General features: G+C 71.0%; 16 protein-coding genes and 3 tRNA genes. 11 read left to right on the top strand and 8 right to left on the bottom strand.

All coding sequences use genetic code 11. The annotated features are described in order from the left end of the window. The first annotated feature begins 70 nt into the window (after positions 1–70). Together ABGB01_RS19440 and ABGB01_RS19435 are read left to right on the top strand one after the other, a co-directional pair. Entirely contained in the window at positions 71–787 is a 717-nt protein-coding gene (locus ABGB01_RS19440) for an IclR family transcriptional regulator (protein WP_347618522.1), read from the top strand. A 70-nt stretch (positions 788–857) separates the two neighbouring features. Further along, positions 858–2,564 carry a hypothetical protein gene (locus ABGB01_RS19435; protein ID WP_347774903.1) on the top strand — a complete coding sequence of 569 codons (1,707 nt, stop codon included), beginning with the start codon at positions 858–860 and terminating at the stop codon, positions 2,562–2,564. Positions 2,565–3,118: 554 nt separating this feature from the next. Here the strand turns inward: ABGB01_RS19435 and ABGB01_RS19430 are convergent. The 5 genes from ABGB01_RS19430 to ABGB01_RS19410 all read right to left on the bottom strand — a co-directional run bounded on the left by ABGB01_RS19430 (position 3,119) and on the right by ABGB01_RS19410 (position 5,923). Then, positions 3,119–3,191 (bottom strand) — tRNA-Glu (locus ABGB01_RS19430). A gap of 18 nt (positions 3,192–3,209) precedes the next feature. Then, positions 3,210–3,285: transfer RNA gene (locus ABGB01_RS19425), tRNA-Glu, on the bottom strand. Between the two features lie 79 nt (positions 3,286–3,364). Further along, complete coding sequence (locus tag ABGB01_RS19420; RefSeq protein ID WP_347774902.1) at positions 3,365–3,946, bottom strand: hypothetical protein; 582 nt, start codon at positions 3,944–3,946, stop codon at positions 3,365–3,367. Positions 3,947–4,086: 140 nt separating this feature from the next. Further along, entirely contained in the window at positions 4,087–4,701 is a 615-nt protein-coding gene (locus ABGB01_RS19415) for a response regulator transcription factor (protein ID WP_347774901.1), read from the bottom strand. A gap of 31 nt (positions 4,702–4,732) precedes the next feature. Continuing rightward, on the bottom strand, positions 4,733–5,923 hold the full coding sequence (locus ABGB01_RS19410) for a sensor histidine kinase (protein ID WP_347774900.1): 1,191 nt from the start codon (positions 5,921–5,923) through the stop codon (positions 4,733–4,735). Between the two features lie 108 nt (positions 5,924–6,031). On the opposite strand from ABGB01_RS19410, the gene ABGB01_RS19405 reads away from it, so the two are divergent. Then, entirely contained in the window at positions 6,032–6,970 is a 939-nt protein-coding gene (locus tag ABGB01_RS19405; RefSeq protein WP_347774898.1) for an alpha/beta hydrolase, read from the top strand. Positions 6,971–7,005: 35 nt separating this feature from the next. On the opposite strand, the gene ABGB01_RS19400 is transcribed toward ABGB01_RS19405, so the two are convergent. Next, positions 7,006–7,077: transfer RNA gene (locus ABGB01_RS19400), tRNA-Gln, on the bottom strand. Positions 7,078–7,241: 164 nt separating this feature from the next. On the opposite strand from ABGB01_RS19400, the gene ABGB01_RS19395 reads away from it, so the two are divergent. After that, positions 7,242–9,212 (top strand): M3 family metallopeptidase, encoded by a 1,971-nt coding sequence (locus ABGB01_RS19395; protein ID WP_347774897.1) that lies wholly within the window; start codon positions 7,242–7,244, stop codon positions 9,210–9,212. Positions 9,213–9,336: 124 nt separating this feature from the next. On the opposite strand, the gene gltX is transcribed toward ABGB01_RS19395, so the two are convergent. Both gltX and ABGB01_RS19385 read right to left on the bottom strand, forming a co-directional pair. After that, positions 9,337–10,710: a glutamate--tRNA ligase gene (gene gltX, locus ABGB01_RS19390; RefSeq protein WP_347774896.1), complete on the bottom strand. Its 1,374-nt coding sequence runs from the start codon at positions 10,708–10,710 to the stop codon at positions 9,337–9,339. After that, positions 10,703–11,479 (bottom strand): fumarylacetoacetate hydrolase family protein, encoded by a 777-nt coding sequence (locus ABGB01_RS19385; protein WP_347774895.1) that lies wholly within the window; start codon positions 11,477–11,479, stop codon positions 10,703–10,705. The genes gltX and ABGB01_RS19385 overlap by 8 nt, the downstream gene beginning before the upstream one ends. 174 nt (positions 11,480–11,653) lie before the next feature. On the opposite strand from ABGB01_RS19385, the gene ABGB01_RS19380 reads away from it, so the two are divergent. The 7 genes from ABGB01_RS19380 (at position 11,654) to ABGB01_RS19350 (ending at position 14,910) form a co-directional block, all read left to right on the top strand. Then, entirely contained in the window at positions 11,654–12,139 is a 486-nt protein-coding gene (locus tag ABGB01_RS19380) for an Asp23/Gls24 family envelope stress response protein (protein ID WP_347774894.1), read from the top strand. Between the two features lie 308 nt (positions 12,140–12,447). Then, entirely contained in the window at positions 12,448–12,705 is a 258-nt protein-coding gene (locus tag ABGB01_RS19375; protein ID WP_347774892.1) for a hypothetical protein, read from the top strand. Next, on the top strand, positions 12,702–12,890 hold the full coding sequence (locus tag ABGB01_RS19370; RefSeq protein WP_347774891.1) for a DUF2273 domain-containing protein: 189 nt from the start codon (positions 12,702–12,704) through the stop codon (positions 12,888–12,890). The genes ABGB01_RS19375 and ABGB01_RS19370 overlap by 4 nt, the downstream gene beginning before the upstream one ends. Further along, positions 12,887–13,339, top strand: a complete 453-nt coding sequence (locus ABGB01_RS19365; protein WP_347774889.1) for a hypothetical protein — start codon at positions 12,887–12,889, stop codon at positions 13,337–13,339. The genes ABGB01_RS19370 and ABGB01_RS19365 overlap by 4 nt, the downstream gene beginning before the upstream one ends. Beyond that, complete coding sequence (locus ABGB01_RS19360; protein ID WP_347774887.1) at positions 13,336–13,980, top strand: DUF6286 domain-containing protein; 645 nt, start codon at positions 13,336–13,338, stop codon at positions 13,978–13,980. The genes ABGB01_RS19365 and ABGB01_RS19360 overlap by 4 nt, the downstream gene beginning before the upstream one ends. Next, positions 13,977–14,552: a hypothetical protein gene (locus ABGB01_RS19355; RefSeq protein ID WP_347774885.1), complete on the top strand. Its 576-nt coding sequence runs from the start codon at positions 13,977–13,979 to the stop codon at positions 14,550–14,552. Before ABGB01_RS19360 ends, ABGB01_RS19355 begins: the two co-directional genes overlap by 4 nt. Positions 14,553–14,568: 16 nt before the next feature. Further along, a complete protein-coding gene (locus ABGB01_RS19350) occupies positions 14,569–14,910 on the top strand; it encodes an antibiotic biosynthesis monooxygenase (protein ID WP_347645340.1) in 342 nt (113 codons plus the stop codon). Positions 14,911–14,915 lie beyond the last annotated feature (5 nt).

Here is a 14,915-nt window from a genome sequence, read left to right as displayed (position 1 = left end):
GACCGGTGCTCCCTCGCGGGAGAACCTTTGTGACTTGCCTTCTCATATGTCGAGACGGCAGTATCGTCCTATGGACAACTCTAGCGGAGTCGGAGTACTCGACAAGGCAGTTCTTGTACTCAATGCCCTCGAAGCGGGACCTGCTTCACTGGCGCAGCTCGTCCAGGCCACCGGTCTGGCCCGTCCCACGGCCCATCGGCTGGCCGTCGCACTTGAGCACCACCGCATCGTGACCCGCGACACGCAGGGCCGTTTCGTGCTGGGCCCGCGGCTCTCCGAGTTGTCCACCGCAGCCGGCGAGGACCGGCTGCTGGCGGTGGCCTCCCCCGTGCTGATGCAGCTCAGGGACCTGACCGGGGAAAGCGCGCAACTCTATCGCCGCCAGGGCGACGAGCGCGTCTGCGTCGCGGCGGCGGAGCGGGCCAGCGGCCTGCGCGACACGGTTCCCGTGGGCTCGGCGCTGCCCATGACGGCGGGCTCGGCAGCGCAGATCCTGCTCGCCTGGGAGGAGCCCGACCGGCTGCACCGCGGGCTGCGCGGCGCCAAGTTCACCGCCGCCACGCTCGCGTCCGTTCGCCGCAGGGGCTGGTCCCACAGCGTCGGCGAGCGGGAGCAGGGGGTGGCCAGCGTGTCCGCCCCCATAAGGGGCAGCGGAGGCAAGGTGATCGCGGCCGTGTCGGTCTCCGGGCCCATCGAACGGCTCACGCGAGCCCCCGGGCGTTTGCACGCGGTGCCCGTCATGGCGGCGGCCGAACGCATCACTGAGGCGATGCGCCGCACGTCATGATCGCTGTCATGATCGGCGAAACCAGGTATTTCTGGGGCCGACAGCATCGCGGGCGCACTAGCCTGAGTGCGTGACAGATCGCATCGAGGTAGCCGCCACTGAGCTGCGACCCCTGCTCGAAGAGTTCATCATGTGGGCGCGTGCGAACGCGCCCGGAAGCGACCCCGAGCTCGTGGGGCCTGCCGCACTCTGGCACCGTCTCGCCTTCTCGCAGGATCTCGGCACGTGGAAGCGTGCCGACCTGCGTAACCTGCTGCTCGACCGCATGCCCAAGGTCGTGGAGGATCCCGACGCCGCCGCCGACGGGATGCTCCCGGCCGTGGACGCGTACCTCACGTTCCTCTCTCAGACCGGCAGGCTCGCCAAGGGCTCCGACTCCCTCGCCGATCTGCAGGCCGAGCTCGACGACGTCGAAGACGAGTTCGTCGACCTGATGGAGGAGCTGATCGACGACACCGAGGGCGAGGAGGACGACGAGACCGGCGACCTCGGCGACTTCGAGATGTTCGCCGACGAGCTGGCCGAGCTCGACACGATCAGGCTGCGGCCCGACACCGAGCTGGCCGCGGCCGCCCGCGAGGCGCCGCTCATCGCCAAGGCCCGCGACCTGGCCGTGTGGGTGGGCTCGGGCCGGCGCGTGGGCGAGGACACCCTGCTCAGCGACGCCGAAGTGGAGGAGGCGCTGGCGGCCGTCGGGCTGCCCAGGCCGCAGACCGAAGGCCCGGTCGCCGAGGCCGTCCCCTACCTGTGGAACATCTGGAACCTGGCCGTCGATCTGGAGTTCCTCGAGCCGGGCGACGCCAACACGGTGGCGGTCCAGGACGACACGTCGGAGTGGCCGTTCGACGACGACGAGGACGTGCTCGACGCCTGGATGCTCGGGCTGCACTCGGTCGACTACGGCGACCCCGAGCTCGACGACGATGATCTCACGATGGCGCTGGCGGGCCTGACCCGCGGCCTGCTGGTCAGGCTCCTGCTGGCCGGCGGCTCACGTGACCTCGACGAGCTGAGCCAGGAGCTGGCGGAGGCCGCCGCCGACCTCGACGAGCTCGGATCGGACGCGTGGGAGGCGGCGGGCGACCCGCTCGCGCCCGCGATCGACTGGCTGGTCGGCTACGGCATGATCGAGGTCGACGGCAGGACCCTCATGCTCACGCCGCTCGGCACCGAGGGGGTCGTCCACCTGGTCGACGACGCCGACATCGAGGTCGACGCCAGACCGGCGATCGAGTCCATGAGCGCCCACGAGCTGCTGGCGCTCAGCGCCGAGCTGCCCGAGGACGAGGCCGACACCGAGTTCGCCGCCTGGATGCGGCTGCGCGAGCCGGGAAGGGCCGCCGAGGAGCTGCTGGAGGCGGCGGGCGAGGACGAGAGCGACGCGCTGATCAGGGTGCAGGCGGCCAGCGTGGTCGGCACCCTGGGCGAGGCCGCCATCCCGGCCTGGCGGGAGGCGCTCAAGCAGCCCACGCTGCGCCCTTACGCGGCCACCCACCTCAGCCAGCTGGAGGTCGAAGGGGCGCCCGAGCCGACGCAGGACGACACGCACTGGCTGATCCTCGACATGTGGACCATCTCGGCCGGGCTGGGCCGGTCGGAGTTCGTGAGCAGCCTGCAGGACATCGGCCCCGACATGGTCGGCAACCTTCTGGAGGTGATCTGGAAGATCCCGCACGCGCACGTCGAGGAGCTGCTGGATCTGATCTCGCAGGTGCATCCGGACAAGCAGGTGGCCAAGGCCGCGCGGCGCGCGCTCTTCAAGGCCCGCTCCCTGTGACCTGACCACCCGGGCCCGTCCGCGGCGCGTTTCGCGATCGGCGGCGCGGGCCCTCTGGTCGATGCGGCGCGAGCCTTCGCCATCCGCGCGTGTCGCGATCGGCTGCGCGGGCCTTCCCGGTCGTGCGGCACGCGTGGCTGGACCATCGTTTCCGGCGCGGCACCGCGCGTGGTGTTCCGTTGCGGGGTGCCGCTGGACGATCAGGCTGCGGCGCCGTGCGTGGCCGGGCTCCTCCCACCCTTTTACGCTGACGGCGGCCGCCCCCACCCGCCGCACGGGGCCGGCCCCCGTCCAGGGAAACGCTCCTGCGGTTCGCGGGGCCGGGCGCCGTGACGTGCGCGCTGTGGGCCGATCGCGTGAGAGCCGGCGACCGGCGAAGAATTCCGGAAACGGGCCCATGCGGGACAGAATGTGGGCCGGCATCGGCCTCACCCGCGACGTGCCCGTCACGGAGGGCGCCGACGTGCGGTTCTGGAGAAAGGAACCCGAGCGGAAACCCCCGGCGGAAAAGAAAAACTCCGGAGCGGAATCGCGCCGGAGCGGTGATGCAGACGTAGTCCCGACCGGATTCGAACCGGCGCTACCGCCTTGAGAGGGCGGCGTCCTGGGCCACTAGACGACGGGACCTTCGCTGGCTTGTGACAGTGGTAGTCCCGACCGGATTCGAACCGGCGCTACCGCCTTGAGAGGGCGGCGTCCTGGGCCACTAGACGACGGGACCCTGTCCACAAGCTGATGCGCCGGGTTCCCCCGGCGACGCGCGTAACTCTACCGCACCCCGGAGACCACAACCAAACCACTTAGCGACCCATCAGATCGGGCCTGTGGTGGCGGACCCAGTCGCCCATCCGGCCGCGCTGCCACAGCGCGTCGAACTCGCCGAGCGGGATCGTCACTTCGGGACGGCCCGTCGCCGGGTCGACGGGGACGCCGGAAAGCCGGTCGCGCATCCAGCCGGGGATCCGGGGCGGGACCGTGCGCTCGCCCCAGCCGATGAGCCCCACCGAGCGCAGCGCCTGGGCGCGCACCCGCACCCCACCCGGCCGGCCGACTCTCCTGGGGTTGGCGAGCTGGGTGTCGACGACGTCGATCCGGGTGATGTCGGGCCAGCGGAGGTGCACGCGGAAGCCGAGCGAGTCGGTCAGTTCGACGCCTTCCGCGGTGAAGCGGACGACGCTACCCGAGCTCATGCGGCGGTGTTTGGCGGCGAGGACGGCGAGCAGGCCGCCGGTGGCCAGGGCACCGATGGCGATGCCCAGCAGGGTGCTGCCGGTGAAGATGGCGCCGAGCAGCAGGATGACGACGAAGAAGAGCACGAGGAGCGCGGCGAACGGAGCGACGAAGCGGGGGAAACTGCCCGCGCGAATACGAAATTCCTCCATAAGCCGGGCGACTCTAGCGCACCAGCTTGGCGCCTCATTGGCATCCGATCGCGCTCTCGGCCGTTAGGTGGCGCCTCGCTGGCCTCTCGTCGCCCCCTCGATCGTCACCATGGCGCGTCGCCATCACGACGGCTGATCCGTCAGCCGTTGAGCAGCCCGCGGCGGTAGGCCTCGGCGACGGCGGAGGCGCGGTCGCGGACGTCGAGCTTGGCGTAGACGTGCAGCAGATGCGTCTTGACGCTGGCCTCGCTGATGAACAGCTCGGCCGCCGCCTCCTTGTTCGTCGCTCCCCCGGCCACCAGGCGCAGCACCTCGAGTTCGCGCTTGCTCAGCCGGCCCCGGGTGGGCCTGCGCAGGTCGCTGGCCAGACGCCCGGCCACGGAGGGCGCCAGCACGGTCTCGCCCTCGTGGGTGGCGCGGACGGCTCGGACCAGCTCGTCGGGCGGGGCGTCCTTCAGCAGGTAGCCGCTGGCACCGGCTTCGAGGGCGGGCAGGACGTCGGTGTCGAACGTGGTGAGCACCAGCACCCGCGGCCCGGTGCCGGAGAGCTCACGGATGGCGCTGACGCCGTCCATGCCGGGCATGCGCAGATCCATGAGGACGACGTCCGGCCGGAGCTCGGCGGCCAGGCGCACGGCCTGTGCCCCGTCGGCCGCCTCTCCGACGACCTCCATGTCGGGCTCGCCGCCGAGGGCCGCGCGCAGGCCGTCGCGCACGATCGGATGGTCGTCGGCTATCAGCAACCTCAGCCGCATCGGGTTCCCTTCGTGAGGTGGTCGTCCGCCGTCAACGTGGATCGTCCAGCCCGGCCGGCGGGATGGCGGGCACGGACACGGCGACGGCCGTGCCCTGGCCGGGCTCGGACTCGATCGCCAGCGTGCCGCCCACGCCGCGTACCCGCTGGCGCATGCCGTCGAGCCCGAACCCGTCAGCGGGCGTCTGCGGGTCGAAGCCGGCTCCATCGTCCCGAACGTCGAGAAGCACGGATTCGTCGGTGTAGGAGAGCGTGAGGGCCGTTCTGGTGGCGCGTGCGTGCTTGGCGACGTTGGCCAGCGCCTCCTGGGCGATGCGGAACAGCGCCGCCTCCACGTCGGCGGCCAGCGCGACCGGGGTGCCGGTGATCTCCACGGCGAGGCCGACGCCCGACGACTCGGACCAGGATCGGGCCATGCGGTCGACGGCCTCGGGCAGCCGGGAGTCCTCCAGCGGCTCGGGGCGCAGCGCGCGTACGGACCTGCGGGCCTCGGACAGGCTGCGGCGGGCCAGCTCGGCGGCCTGGTCGAGGTGGCGGCGGGCCGGGCCGTCGCAGACGCGGGCGGCGGCGTGGATCTGGCCCATCAGCGCGACGAGGTCCTGGGCGACCGTGTCGTGAATCTCGCCGGCCATGCGGTGCCGCTCGTCCAGCACGCCGGCGCTCCTGGCCTGGCCGAGCAGGCGGGCGTTCAGCTCGGCGTTCTCGTCCATGGCGGCGCGCAGCCGCTCGACCAGGCGGCGGCGTTTGTCGTGCTCGGCGGAGACGTACCAGCCCGCAAGGGCCAGCGGCAGGGCCACGGCGGCGATCACGCTGAGCAGGGAGGCACGGGCTCCCGGGCTCGCCTGGGCGGCCAAGCTGACCACGGCGGTCACCGTCACGCCCAGCATGACCAGCCGGGCGGGCAACATCCCGATGGCGAGCGGGTAGCCGACCGAGGCGAACACCGTGAAGGCGGCGTGCTCGGCGGCCAGCGCCCCCGCGAGGGCGATGAGCACCAGGAAATGGCCCACGACGAGCGCGCGGTGCGTGTCGCGGCGCGAATGGAGCCAGGCGATCGGCGCCAGCCACACCGCGGCGGCCGGCACGAGCACGGGCCAGCCCGGCCACCGCGCCGGGGCGGGGCCGTCACCGCCCATGACGGCGGCCGCGGTCGCGGAGACCGCGAGCAGTGCGTAGGCGAGCGCCAGATAGACCCAGCGCTCACGCCCGTCGAGCCGGCTCATGGGTCAAGCCTGGCACGACATCAACCGATCGGTGGATGCCGGGCGTCGACCGCACGTCGAGCCCGGCGGGCGATGTGCGGGCCCGGCGCCCTCCGAGAGCATCGCTTCATGAGCACTCCGAGCAGACGCACGATGTTCCAGTACGCCGCGGTCGCGGGCGCGAGCGCCGCCACCGCGACGGTCGGCGCCAGGGTCGCGCCCAAACGTAAGGAGGTGACCACGTTCGTCTTCGTGACCGGCGCGAACGGCACGGCCGCGGCCGATGCCGAGCTGACGATGCGCGGCCACCGTTCCGTGGGCGTGAACCTGCCCGGGCACGGCCCCTCCGAGCAGTTCACCCGCGCTTACCAGACGCCGCAGGACATGAACAAGCTGGCCACGATGCCGTCGCCGGTGGCGGGCGTGACGCTGGACGACTACGTCGAGGCGACGGTGAACACCGTGCGCAGGGTCTCCCGGTACGGGCCGGTGATCCTGGTCGGCGGCAGCCTGGGCGGTGCGGCGATCACGAAAGCGGCCGACGAGGTGCCCGACCTGATCGACCGGCTCGTCTACGACACGGCCTACTGCTGCACCAAACTGAAGTCGCCGGCCGAGTATCTGGAGACGCCCGAGGGCAAGCCGAGCCTGTCAGGAAACATCGTGCCGGGCGTGATCGCCGACCCCCGGGTGATCAAGGCGATCCGCGTCAACTGGCGCTCGAACGACAAGAAGTTCCTGGACGGTGTCAAGGCGGCGTTCATGGCAGAGGCAAGCGACGGCGAGTTTCTCGCGATGCTGAACGCACTGCTGCCCGACGAGTCCCTGCAGGTGCCGAACGCCGACGCCCGGGGGCACAAGGACAGGTGGGGGCGGGTGCCCCGGGTCTACATCAGGCACTCGCGTGACCGGGTGATCCCGATCGCCTTGCAGGACCGGATGATCAGGGAGGCGGACGCCGCGACGCCGAAGAACACGTTCAAGGTCTTCACGGTGAACACCTCGCACGCGCCGACCGCCAAGGCGTATCAGCAGATCAGCGAAATTCTGCACCGGCTGGCGAAATAAAAAAGGACGCCTCTACGAGAGGCGTCCATCAAATGCTGGGGTACCAGGACTCGAACCTAGACTAACTGAACCAGAATCAGTCGTGCTGCCAATTACACCATACCCCACCGGGGCGAACCCTCTCGGGCGCGCTTCGGCGATGTCCGAAAGAATAGCCCAGCCGGAGGCCTAAGACCAAAACGAACGGCCAACCCGTCCTCCGCTGCCTGCGGCACCGGTCCGGTCATGCCAAGCTGAAGGGGACAAAACACCACGTGGAGGAGCCCGAGCGTTGGCCGAGAATCCGTTCTTCGCCCCTAGTGATCTGCCCTACCAGCTGCCGCCGTTCGCGGACATCCGCGAGGAGCACTACGTTCCCGCTTTCGAGCGCGGCATGGCCGAGCAACTGGCCGAGGTCGACGCGATCGCCGACAACCCAGAGCCGCCGACCTTCGACAACACGATCGCCGCACTCGAACGATCGGGGCGGATCCTCGATCGCACGGCCACGGCCTTCTCCAGCATCGCCTCCTCCAACTCCACCGACGGCATCATGGAGATCGAGAAGCAGATCTCCCCTCAGCTGACCAGGCACAGCGACGCGATCCGGCTCAACCGGGCGTTGTGGGCGCGCATCAAGCAGGTGGCCACGGACGACCCGGAGGAGTCCTGGCTGCTGCAGAAATACCGCGACGACTTCATCAGGGCCGGCGCCGACCTGACGGAGACCGAGCAGGGCCGGCTGCGCGAGCTCAACGAGGAGTTGTCGAAGCTCTCCACGGAGTTCGCGCAGAGCCTGCTGAAGGCGTCGACCGAGTCGGCGCTGGTGGTGACGGACCGCAAGGAGCTCGACGGGCTCGACGAGGCCAAGATCGAGTCGCTGCGCAAGGACGACGGCACGTACGCCCTGCCGCTGCTGAACTTCACCAACCAGCCGGGCCTCGCCCAGCTCACCAACCGTGACGTACGCCGCAGGCTCTACGGGCTGAGCGTGGGCCGGGCGCCGGGCAACTTCGACCGGGCCGCCAGGATGGCGGCGCTGCGCGCCGAGCGGGCGGCGCTGCTCGGCTTCCCCAACCACGCCGCCTACACGGTGGCCGACCAGACCGCCAAGACCGTCGAGGCGGTCGAGGAGATGCTCGGCCAGCTCGTCGGCCCGGCCGTGCGCAACGCGTACAAGGAGGCGGAGGCGCTGGCCGAGCAGGCCGGGTTCGCGATCGAGCCGTGGGACTGGTCGTACTACTCGGAGAAGGTCCGCCAGGCCCGCTACGACTTCGACGGCGCCGCGATGCGGCCCTACTTCGAACTCGACCGGGTCTATCGCGACGGCATCTTCTTCGCCGCCGGCAAGTTGTACGGGGTCACCTTCGCCGAGCGGCCCGACCTGAGCGGCTACCACCCCGACGTGACCGTCTTCGAGGTGTTCGACGAGGACGGGAGCCGGCTGGGGTTGTTCGTGCTCGACCCGTACGCCAGGGCGGGCAAGCGCGGCGGGGCGTGGATGAACAACCTGGTCGACCAGTCGTTCCTGTTCGGGCAGCTGCCCGTGGTGATGAACAACCTCAACATCACCAAGCCCGCCTCGGGGCCCACGCTATTGACGTACGACGAGGTCAACACGGCCTTCCACGAGTTCGGCCACGCACTGCACGGGCTGTTCTCCCACGTGCGCTACCCGCGCGTGTCCGGCACCAGCGTGCCCCGCGACTTCGTGGAATATCCGTCACAGGTCAACGAGATGTGGGTGACCTGGCCCGAGGTCCTGGCCAACTACGCCAAGCATCACGAGACGGGCGAGCCCATGCCGGTGGAGCTGGTGGAGAAGCTGACGGCCGCGTCGACGTTCAACCAGGGCTTCAAGACCGTCGAATATCTGGCCGCCACGCTGCTCGACTGGGCCTGGCACAAGCTGTCGCCGGGAGAGACGGTCGACGACCCCGAGGCGTTCGAGGCCGCCGCCCTGGAGGCCGCCCGGATCGCCATGCCGCAGATCAGGCCGCGTTACCGTACGAACTACTTCGCGCACATCTTCGCCGGCGGCTACAGCGCCGGCTACTACTCCTACATCTGGAGCGAGGTGCTCGACGCGGAGAGCGTGGAGTGGTTCAAGGAGAACGGCGGGCTCACCAGGGCGAACGGCGACCACTTCCGCCGCGAGCTGCTCTCCAGGGGCGGGAGCATCGACCCGCTGACCGCCTTCGGCAACTTCCGTGGCCGCGAGCCGAGCATCCAGCCGCTGCTCGCCCGCCGCGGGCTCGTCTAGCAGCCGGCACGCGCAGTGGGCCCGACCGTCCCGGCGGCCCACTGCGCGTGCCGGCTCCGCACCCCGAGTCGCGCGGGCGGCGTCATCGGGGTGCGATCGTCGAGAGGGCCGCCAGGTGCCGCCGTCAGCCTCGCAGGCGCGCCAGCGCGGCGCGCAGGCGCTCCTGGCTGCGCGCGCGGCCGAGCACCTCGATCGACTCGAACAGCGGCAGGCCCACCGTCCGGCCCGTGATCGCCACGCGCACGGGAGCCTGGGCCTTGCCCAGCTTGAGCCCCACGGCCGCGCCGACCTCCTCCAGTGCCTGCTTCAGCGACTCAGGGTCCCAGCTCACCGACTCAAGGCGGTCGAGGTAGCCGGTGAGGATCTCCCGCGGGGAGTTCTTCATCGCTTTGTCCCAGGACGCCTGGTCGAAGACCGGCTCTTCGAGGAAGAGGAAGTCGACGTTCTGCCGGATCTCCGACAACACCCCGATGCGGGTCTGCGCCAGCGCGGCGACCTTGCTGAACAGCTCGCGGTCCCACGACGGGTCGAGGAAGGGCGCGCAGCGCTCCTCGAAGACCTCCAGCGGCAGCGCCCGGATGTATTCGCCGTTGAACGCCCGCAGCTTCTTCTCGTCGAAGAACGCGTTGGACGGGTTGACGTCCTCCAGCCTGAACAGCTGCACCATCTCCGACCACGGCATGATCTCGCGGTCGTCCCCCGGGCCCCAGCCGAGCAGCATGAGGTAGTTGACCATGGCCTCGGCGAGGTAGCCCTCCTGGCGGTAATCCTCCAGGGCCACCTTGTCGCGGCGCTTGGAGAGCTTCTTCCGCTGCTCGTTGACGATGACCGGCAGGTGCGCCCAGACCGGCGGCTTCGCGCCGAGCGCGGGCCACAGCAGCTCCTGCCTGGCCGCGTTGGGCAGGTGCTCCTCGCCGCGGGCGACGTGGGTGATGGACTGCGTGATGTCGTCGACGGCGTTGGCCAGCACGTAGAGGGGCGAACCGTCGCTGCGCGCGATCACGAAGTCTTCCTGGGCCTTGTTGGGGAACTCGACCCTGCCCCTGACGAGGTCGTCGACCACCGTGACGCCCTCGTCGGGGGTGCGGAAGCGGACCGCGCCGGCGGAGAGCCCGCGCTCGCGGCAGTAGCCGTCATAGCCCTTGTCCTTTGAGCCGGTGCGCTCCTGCACCTGCTCGCGGGTGCAGTCGCAGTGGTATGCCTGGCCGTCGGCCAGCAGCTTGGCCACCGCCTCGCGGTGCTGCGGCTGGTTGGCCGACTGGAAGTAGGGGCCCTCGAACACCGGGTTGGTGCCGTTGATGCCGATCCAGTCGAGCGCCGCGATGATGCCCTCGGTCCACTCGGGCCGGTTGCGGGAGGCGTCGGTGTCCTCGATGCGCAGGACGAACCGCCCCTGGGCGCGTTCGGCCAGCGCCCAGTTGAACAGCGCGGCGCGGGCGCTGCCCACATGGAACATGCCGGTAGGGGAAGGAGCGAACCGCACCCGTACGTCAGTCACGGGAGACCACCTTGTTCGTGAGTGTGCCGATGCCTTCGATGCCGACGCTGACCTCGTCGCCGATCTCGAGCGGGCCGACGCCCGCCGGGGTGCCGGTCAGGATGACGTCGCCGGGGATCAGCGTCATGACCGCGCTGACGTAGGCCACCAGCGCCGGGATGTCGTGGATGAGCTGGCTGGTGCGCCCGCTCTGCCGGATCTGGCCGTTGACCGTGGTCGTCAGCGCGAGGTCGGCCGCGTCAAGGTCGGTCTGGATCCACGGCCCGAGCGGGCAGAACGTGTCGAAGCCCTTGGCCCTGGTGAACTGCACGTCCTTCTTCTGCAGGTCGCGGGCGGTGACGTCGTTGGCGCACGTGTAGCCGAAGATGACGTCCTTGACCCGCTCGACCGGCACCTCGCGGCAGAGCCGGCCGATCACCACGGCCAGCTCGCCTTCGTAGTCGACGCGGTCGGACAGCGTCGTCGGGTAGGCGATGTCCTCGCCGTGGCCGATCACGGAGGTGGACGGCTTCATGAAGATGAGCGGCTCGTCGGGCACCTGGTTGCCCAGCTCAGCCGCGTGCTCGGCGTAGTTTCTGCCGATGGCGACCACTTTGCTCGGCAGCATCGGGGCCAGCAGCTTCACCTGGGACAGCGGGAACCGCTCTCCGGTGAACTGCACCTGGCCGAACGGGTGGCCGGCGACCATGGAGACGAACTCCTCGCCCGGACCGCCTTCGACCACGCCGAACGACACGCCTTCGCCTGTGGAGAACCTCGCTATACGCACCCGACAAGGCTATCGCCGCCGCCGGTGGGGTCCGCCCATCCCGGCCGCCCGCCACCAGGCACAGGCCAGGATTCGCCGTTAAATAAGCCAAAAGTCCGTTTTGGCGGGTATCGGCCGAGTGCTGTGGGTTAGCTGTCCTCAAGAGCGACACATCGGGGGCGACAGATGGACACGGTGTCAAACACAGGAACGGGTGCCGTACCACGGGCGCGGGCTCATGAGGGCGGCTCGGCCACCTCATTGGTCACCGACAAGGGCACCACGAGCATCGACGACGGGGTGGTCGCCAAGATCGCCGGACTCGCGGCGCGCGAGGTGTCCGGCGTGCACGCCATGGGCGCGGGCGCGGCGCGGGCCCTCGGCAGCATGAAGGGGATCGTCGGCGGGGACGTCAGCGTGTCCCAGGGCGTGTCGGTCGAGGTCGGCGAACGGCAGGCCGCGGTGGACCTGGACCTGGTGGCCGAGTACGGCACCGCGATCCCGGACCTGGCCGCGGCCGTGCGGCGCAACGTGATCGCGGCGATCGAGCGGATGTGCGGGCTGGAGGTGACCGAGGTCAACATCCGCGTCGACGACGTCCACCTGCCCGGCCAGGAGCGGGGCAGGGACCGGGACACCGGCGAGCAGCGGGACGCGGAGCAGGAACCCAGGGTTCAATGACCACGCCGGAGGACGGCCCCGCGCGCGGCCCCGACGACGGCCCGAGACGCGGCCCGGGGAAGCCCGTGCCCGCCACCGGCCCCGGCCACCGAAGCGGTGCCGGGCCGGCCGGTGCCGGGCCGGCCGATCCCGGGCCGGTCGGTGCTGGGGCTGCCGGTACCGAGTCAACCGGTGCCGGGTCAACCGGTGCCGGGTCAACCGGTGCCGGGTCAACCGGTGCCGAGCCGGCCCGTGCCGGGTCAGCCCGTACTGGGGCGGCCGGGGGCGGGGCGGATGGCGGCGATCGGGACGGGGGCGGCGAGGCGCCGGTGATCGCTCAGCGGGTGCGGGCGTGTTCCGGTGTGATCAGGCTGTCCGGAGGGCCGTTCGGGACGGTGGCCACGTACATGCCGGGCGAACGGCTTCTGGGCGTGTCGGTCAACGACCGTGTGGTGGAGATCGCCATCGTCGCCAGGATGGACCGCCCGCTGCCGGAGACCGCCGACGACGTACGGCAGGCCGTGACGGACCTGGCCGGCGGCCGCCGGGTGAACGTGCGTATCGACGACATCGTGGAGGAACCATGAACAACGCCCACTGGCCGACGCTGGTCGGCCTGGCCGTCGGTCTCATCCTCGGCCTGACGGCGGCGTTCGGCGGGCTGACCGCGTTCCTGCTCGTCCTCGTGCTCGGCGCGGCCGGCTTCGTCGTCGGCCGGGTCGTCGAGACCGGCGAGGTGAACCTGTCGAGCCTGTCCACGAGGCGGAGATGACCGACGTCACGCCGGCGGAGGGCACGGCCACCGTGACGGTGCCCGCGCAGCGCCGCCCTCCGCAACCGCCACCGGAGGGGCGGGGCCGCACCGAGGTCGCCGACCAGGTGGTGCTCAAGATCGCGTGTCTGGCGGCCGCGGAGGTTCCAGAAGTGCGCGAGGTGCACTCCAGGACCGCGCCGTGGAGCCGCTCCCCGGACGCCGGTGCGACCGCACGGGGAAATACGCCGGGCGGGAAGGCCGCGCCCTGGCGGCGTTCGTCGAGCGCCGAGGTGCGGGGCGGCCGGGCCACCATCCGCCTGCACGTTAGTGTCGCCTACCCGGCGCCGCTCCGTGTGGTGGCCGCCCGGCTGCGGGAGCACGTGAGCCGCCGCGTCGCCGTCCAGACCGGGCTGGAGGTCACCCGCCTCGACGTGATCGTGACCGATCTGGGCGGTGAACCGCGATGACCACTCAGGAGATGTGCACCGTACCTCCCGACGACGAGGGAGGCGCGCACCGGGCCGGCCCGCCGAGGCGAGCCGGAACAGGCGACAGGGCAGCAGACAGGGCGGCGGTGCGGGCGTTCCGGCCGCGGCGCAGGATCCCCGCCATCGTGGTGAGCGTCCTGCTGACGCTCCTCGGCCTGCTCGTCGCCGCCGAGACGATCTCGGGGCTCGTCGGCCGGCCGCTGCGCCTCGTGCCCTACGACGAAATGCTCTCGTGGGCGTCCACGACGTTGTGGTCGAATCCGCTGTTCCTGCTCTCCTCGGCCGTGGTGACGCTGCTCGGGCTGGCCCTGCTTGCCGTCGCGCTGGCGCCGGGGCGGCCGAGCATGGTGCCCGCGCGCAGCGGCGACCCCGGCCTGATCATCGGCCTGCGGAACAGGACCGTCACCAGGGCCCTCGCCCACGCGGCCGAGGAGGTGCCCGGCGTGCACGCGGCGCGCGCCAGGATGCGCGGCCACGCGGTCGTCGTCACGGCGGCCACGTCCGGGTGGGACAAGGAACGTTTCGGCGAGGAGGTGCGCGACGCCGTGCTGACCCGGCTCGCGGCGCTGGAGCCCGTGGAGCCGTACCGGGTGGTCGTGAAGGTCAAGGAGCCGCGATGAGCGGAAACATCGGCCGGGGCAACCGGTGGGGGCTGGCGCTGGTCGGGCTGGTGCTGACGGTGCTGGGCGGTCTCGCGCTGGCCCGCGGCCTGGGCGCGTTCGGCACGGCCGGCACTCCGATCGTCGACGGCGGCGTGCGCGGGTTCTTCGCGCGTACCAGCCCGTGGATCTGGTGGGTCGTCGCGTTGGTGGCGCTCGCCGTCGCGCTGCTGGCGCTGTGGTGGCTGCTCGCGCAGGCGCGCGGGGAGCCGCACGGCCCGCTGCGCGTCGAGTCGGGGCCGACCGGGGTGACCGAGGTGTCACCCGGCGGCATGGCGCAGGCGGTGGCCGACGACGTCGTGTCGGGCCCGTCCGTGCTGAGCGCCCGCGCCGACCTGGTGGACGCGCGCGGCAGCCCCTCCGTACGGCTGCGCGTGGTCGCCGACGAGTCGGCCCCGCTGTACGAGCTCAGCCGGCACCTGTCCACGGTGGTGCTGCGGCATGTGCGCGACGCGCTGGAGCGGGATCAGGTGCCGGCGATCGCCCGCGTTAGCCTGGAGCCCTCACCTTCGCCGCACCGGGTGGTGCGCTGACGAGAGGGGTTCTGTGGTGTCCGTCGTGAAGATCAACGTGCTGACCGTGCCCGCCGACATGCGTACGGAGCTGGAACAACGGTTCTCGAAGCGGGCCGGGATGGTGGAGTCGGCCGACGGGTTCGAGTGGTTCGAGTTGCTCAGGCCGGTGGAGGGCACCGAGCGCTACCTCGTCTACACCCGCTGGCGCAGCGAGGAGGACTTCCAGAACTGGCAGCAGGGCCAGGCGTTCCAGCGCGGGCACGCCCAGGCCGCGCAGGGTCAGGGGCAGGGGCACGGCCACGGGCAGGGCCCCGCGGCGACCGGCTCGGAGTTGTGGTCGTTCGAGGTGGCGGAGAGCGCCGGCCCGAAGGGCTGAGCGTT

Source organism: Nonomuraea sp. B5E05 (genome assembly GCF_039880665.1).
GTDB lineage: Bacteria > Actinomycetota > Actinomycetes > Streptosporangiales > Streptosporangiaceae > Nonomuraea.
Note: the sequence above shows the minus strand (reverse complement) of the source record. Positions and strands in the feature narration are given on the sequence as shown.

What these genes read in the sequence shown, in the direction of transcription:
- ABGB01_RS19440 (WP_347618522.1), top strand. Translation starts at nt 71, where the DNA reads ATGGACAACTCTAGCGGAGTCGGAGTACTCGACAAGGCAGTTCTTGTA.
- ABGB01_RS19420 (WP_347774902.1), bottom strand. Translation starts at nt 3,946, where the DNA reads ATGGAGGAATTTCGTATTCGCGCGGGCAGTTTCCCCCGCTTCGTCGCT.
- ABGB01_RS19415 (WP_347774901.1), bottom strand. Translation starts at nt 4,701, where the DNA reads ATGCGGCTGAGGTTGCTGATAGCCGACGACCATCCGATCGTGCGCGAC.
- ABGB01_RS19410 (WP_347774900.1), bottom strand. Translation starts at nt 5,923, where the DNA reads ATGAGCCGGCTCGACGGGCGTGAGCGCTGGGTCTATCTGGCGCTCGCC.
- ABGB01_RS19405 (WP_347774898.1), top strand. Translation starts at nt 6,032, where the DNA reads ATGAGCACTCCGAGCAGACGCACGATGTTCCAGTACGCCGCGGTCGCG.
- ABGB01_RS19370 (WP_347774891.1), top strand. Translation starts at nt 12,702, where the DNA reads ATGAACAACGCCCACTGGCCGACGCTGGTCGGCCTGGCCGTCGGTCTC.
- ABGB01_RS19365 (WP_347774889.1), top strand. Translation starts at nt 12,887, where the DNA reads ATGACCGACGTCACGCCGGCGGAGGGCACGGCCACCGTGACGGTGCCC.
- ABGB01_RS19360 (WP_347774887.1), top strand. Translation starts at nt 13,336, where the DNA reads ATGACCACTCAGGAGATGTGCACCGTACCTCCCGACGACGAGGGAGGC.
- ABGB01_RS19355 (WP_347774885.1), top strand. Translation starts at nt 13,977, where the DNA reads ATGAGCGGAAACATCGGCCGGGGCAACCGGTGGGGGCTGGCGCTGGTC.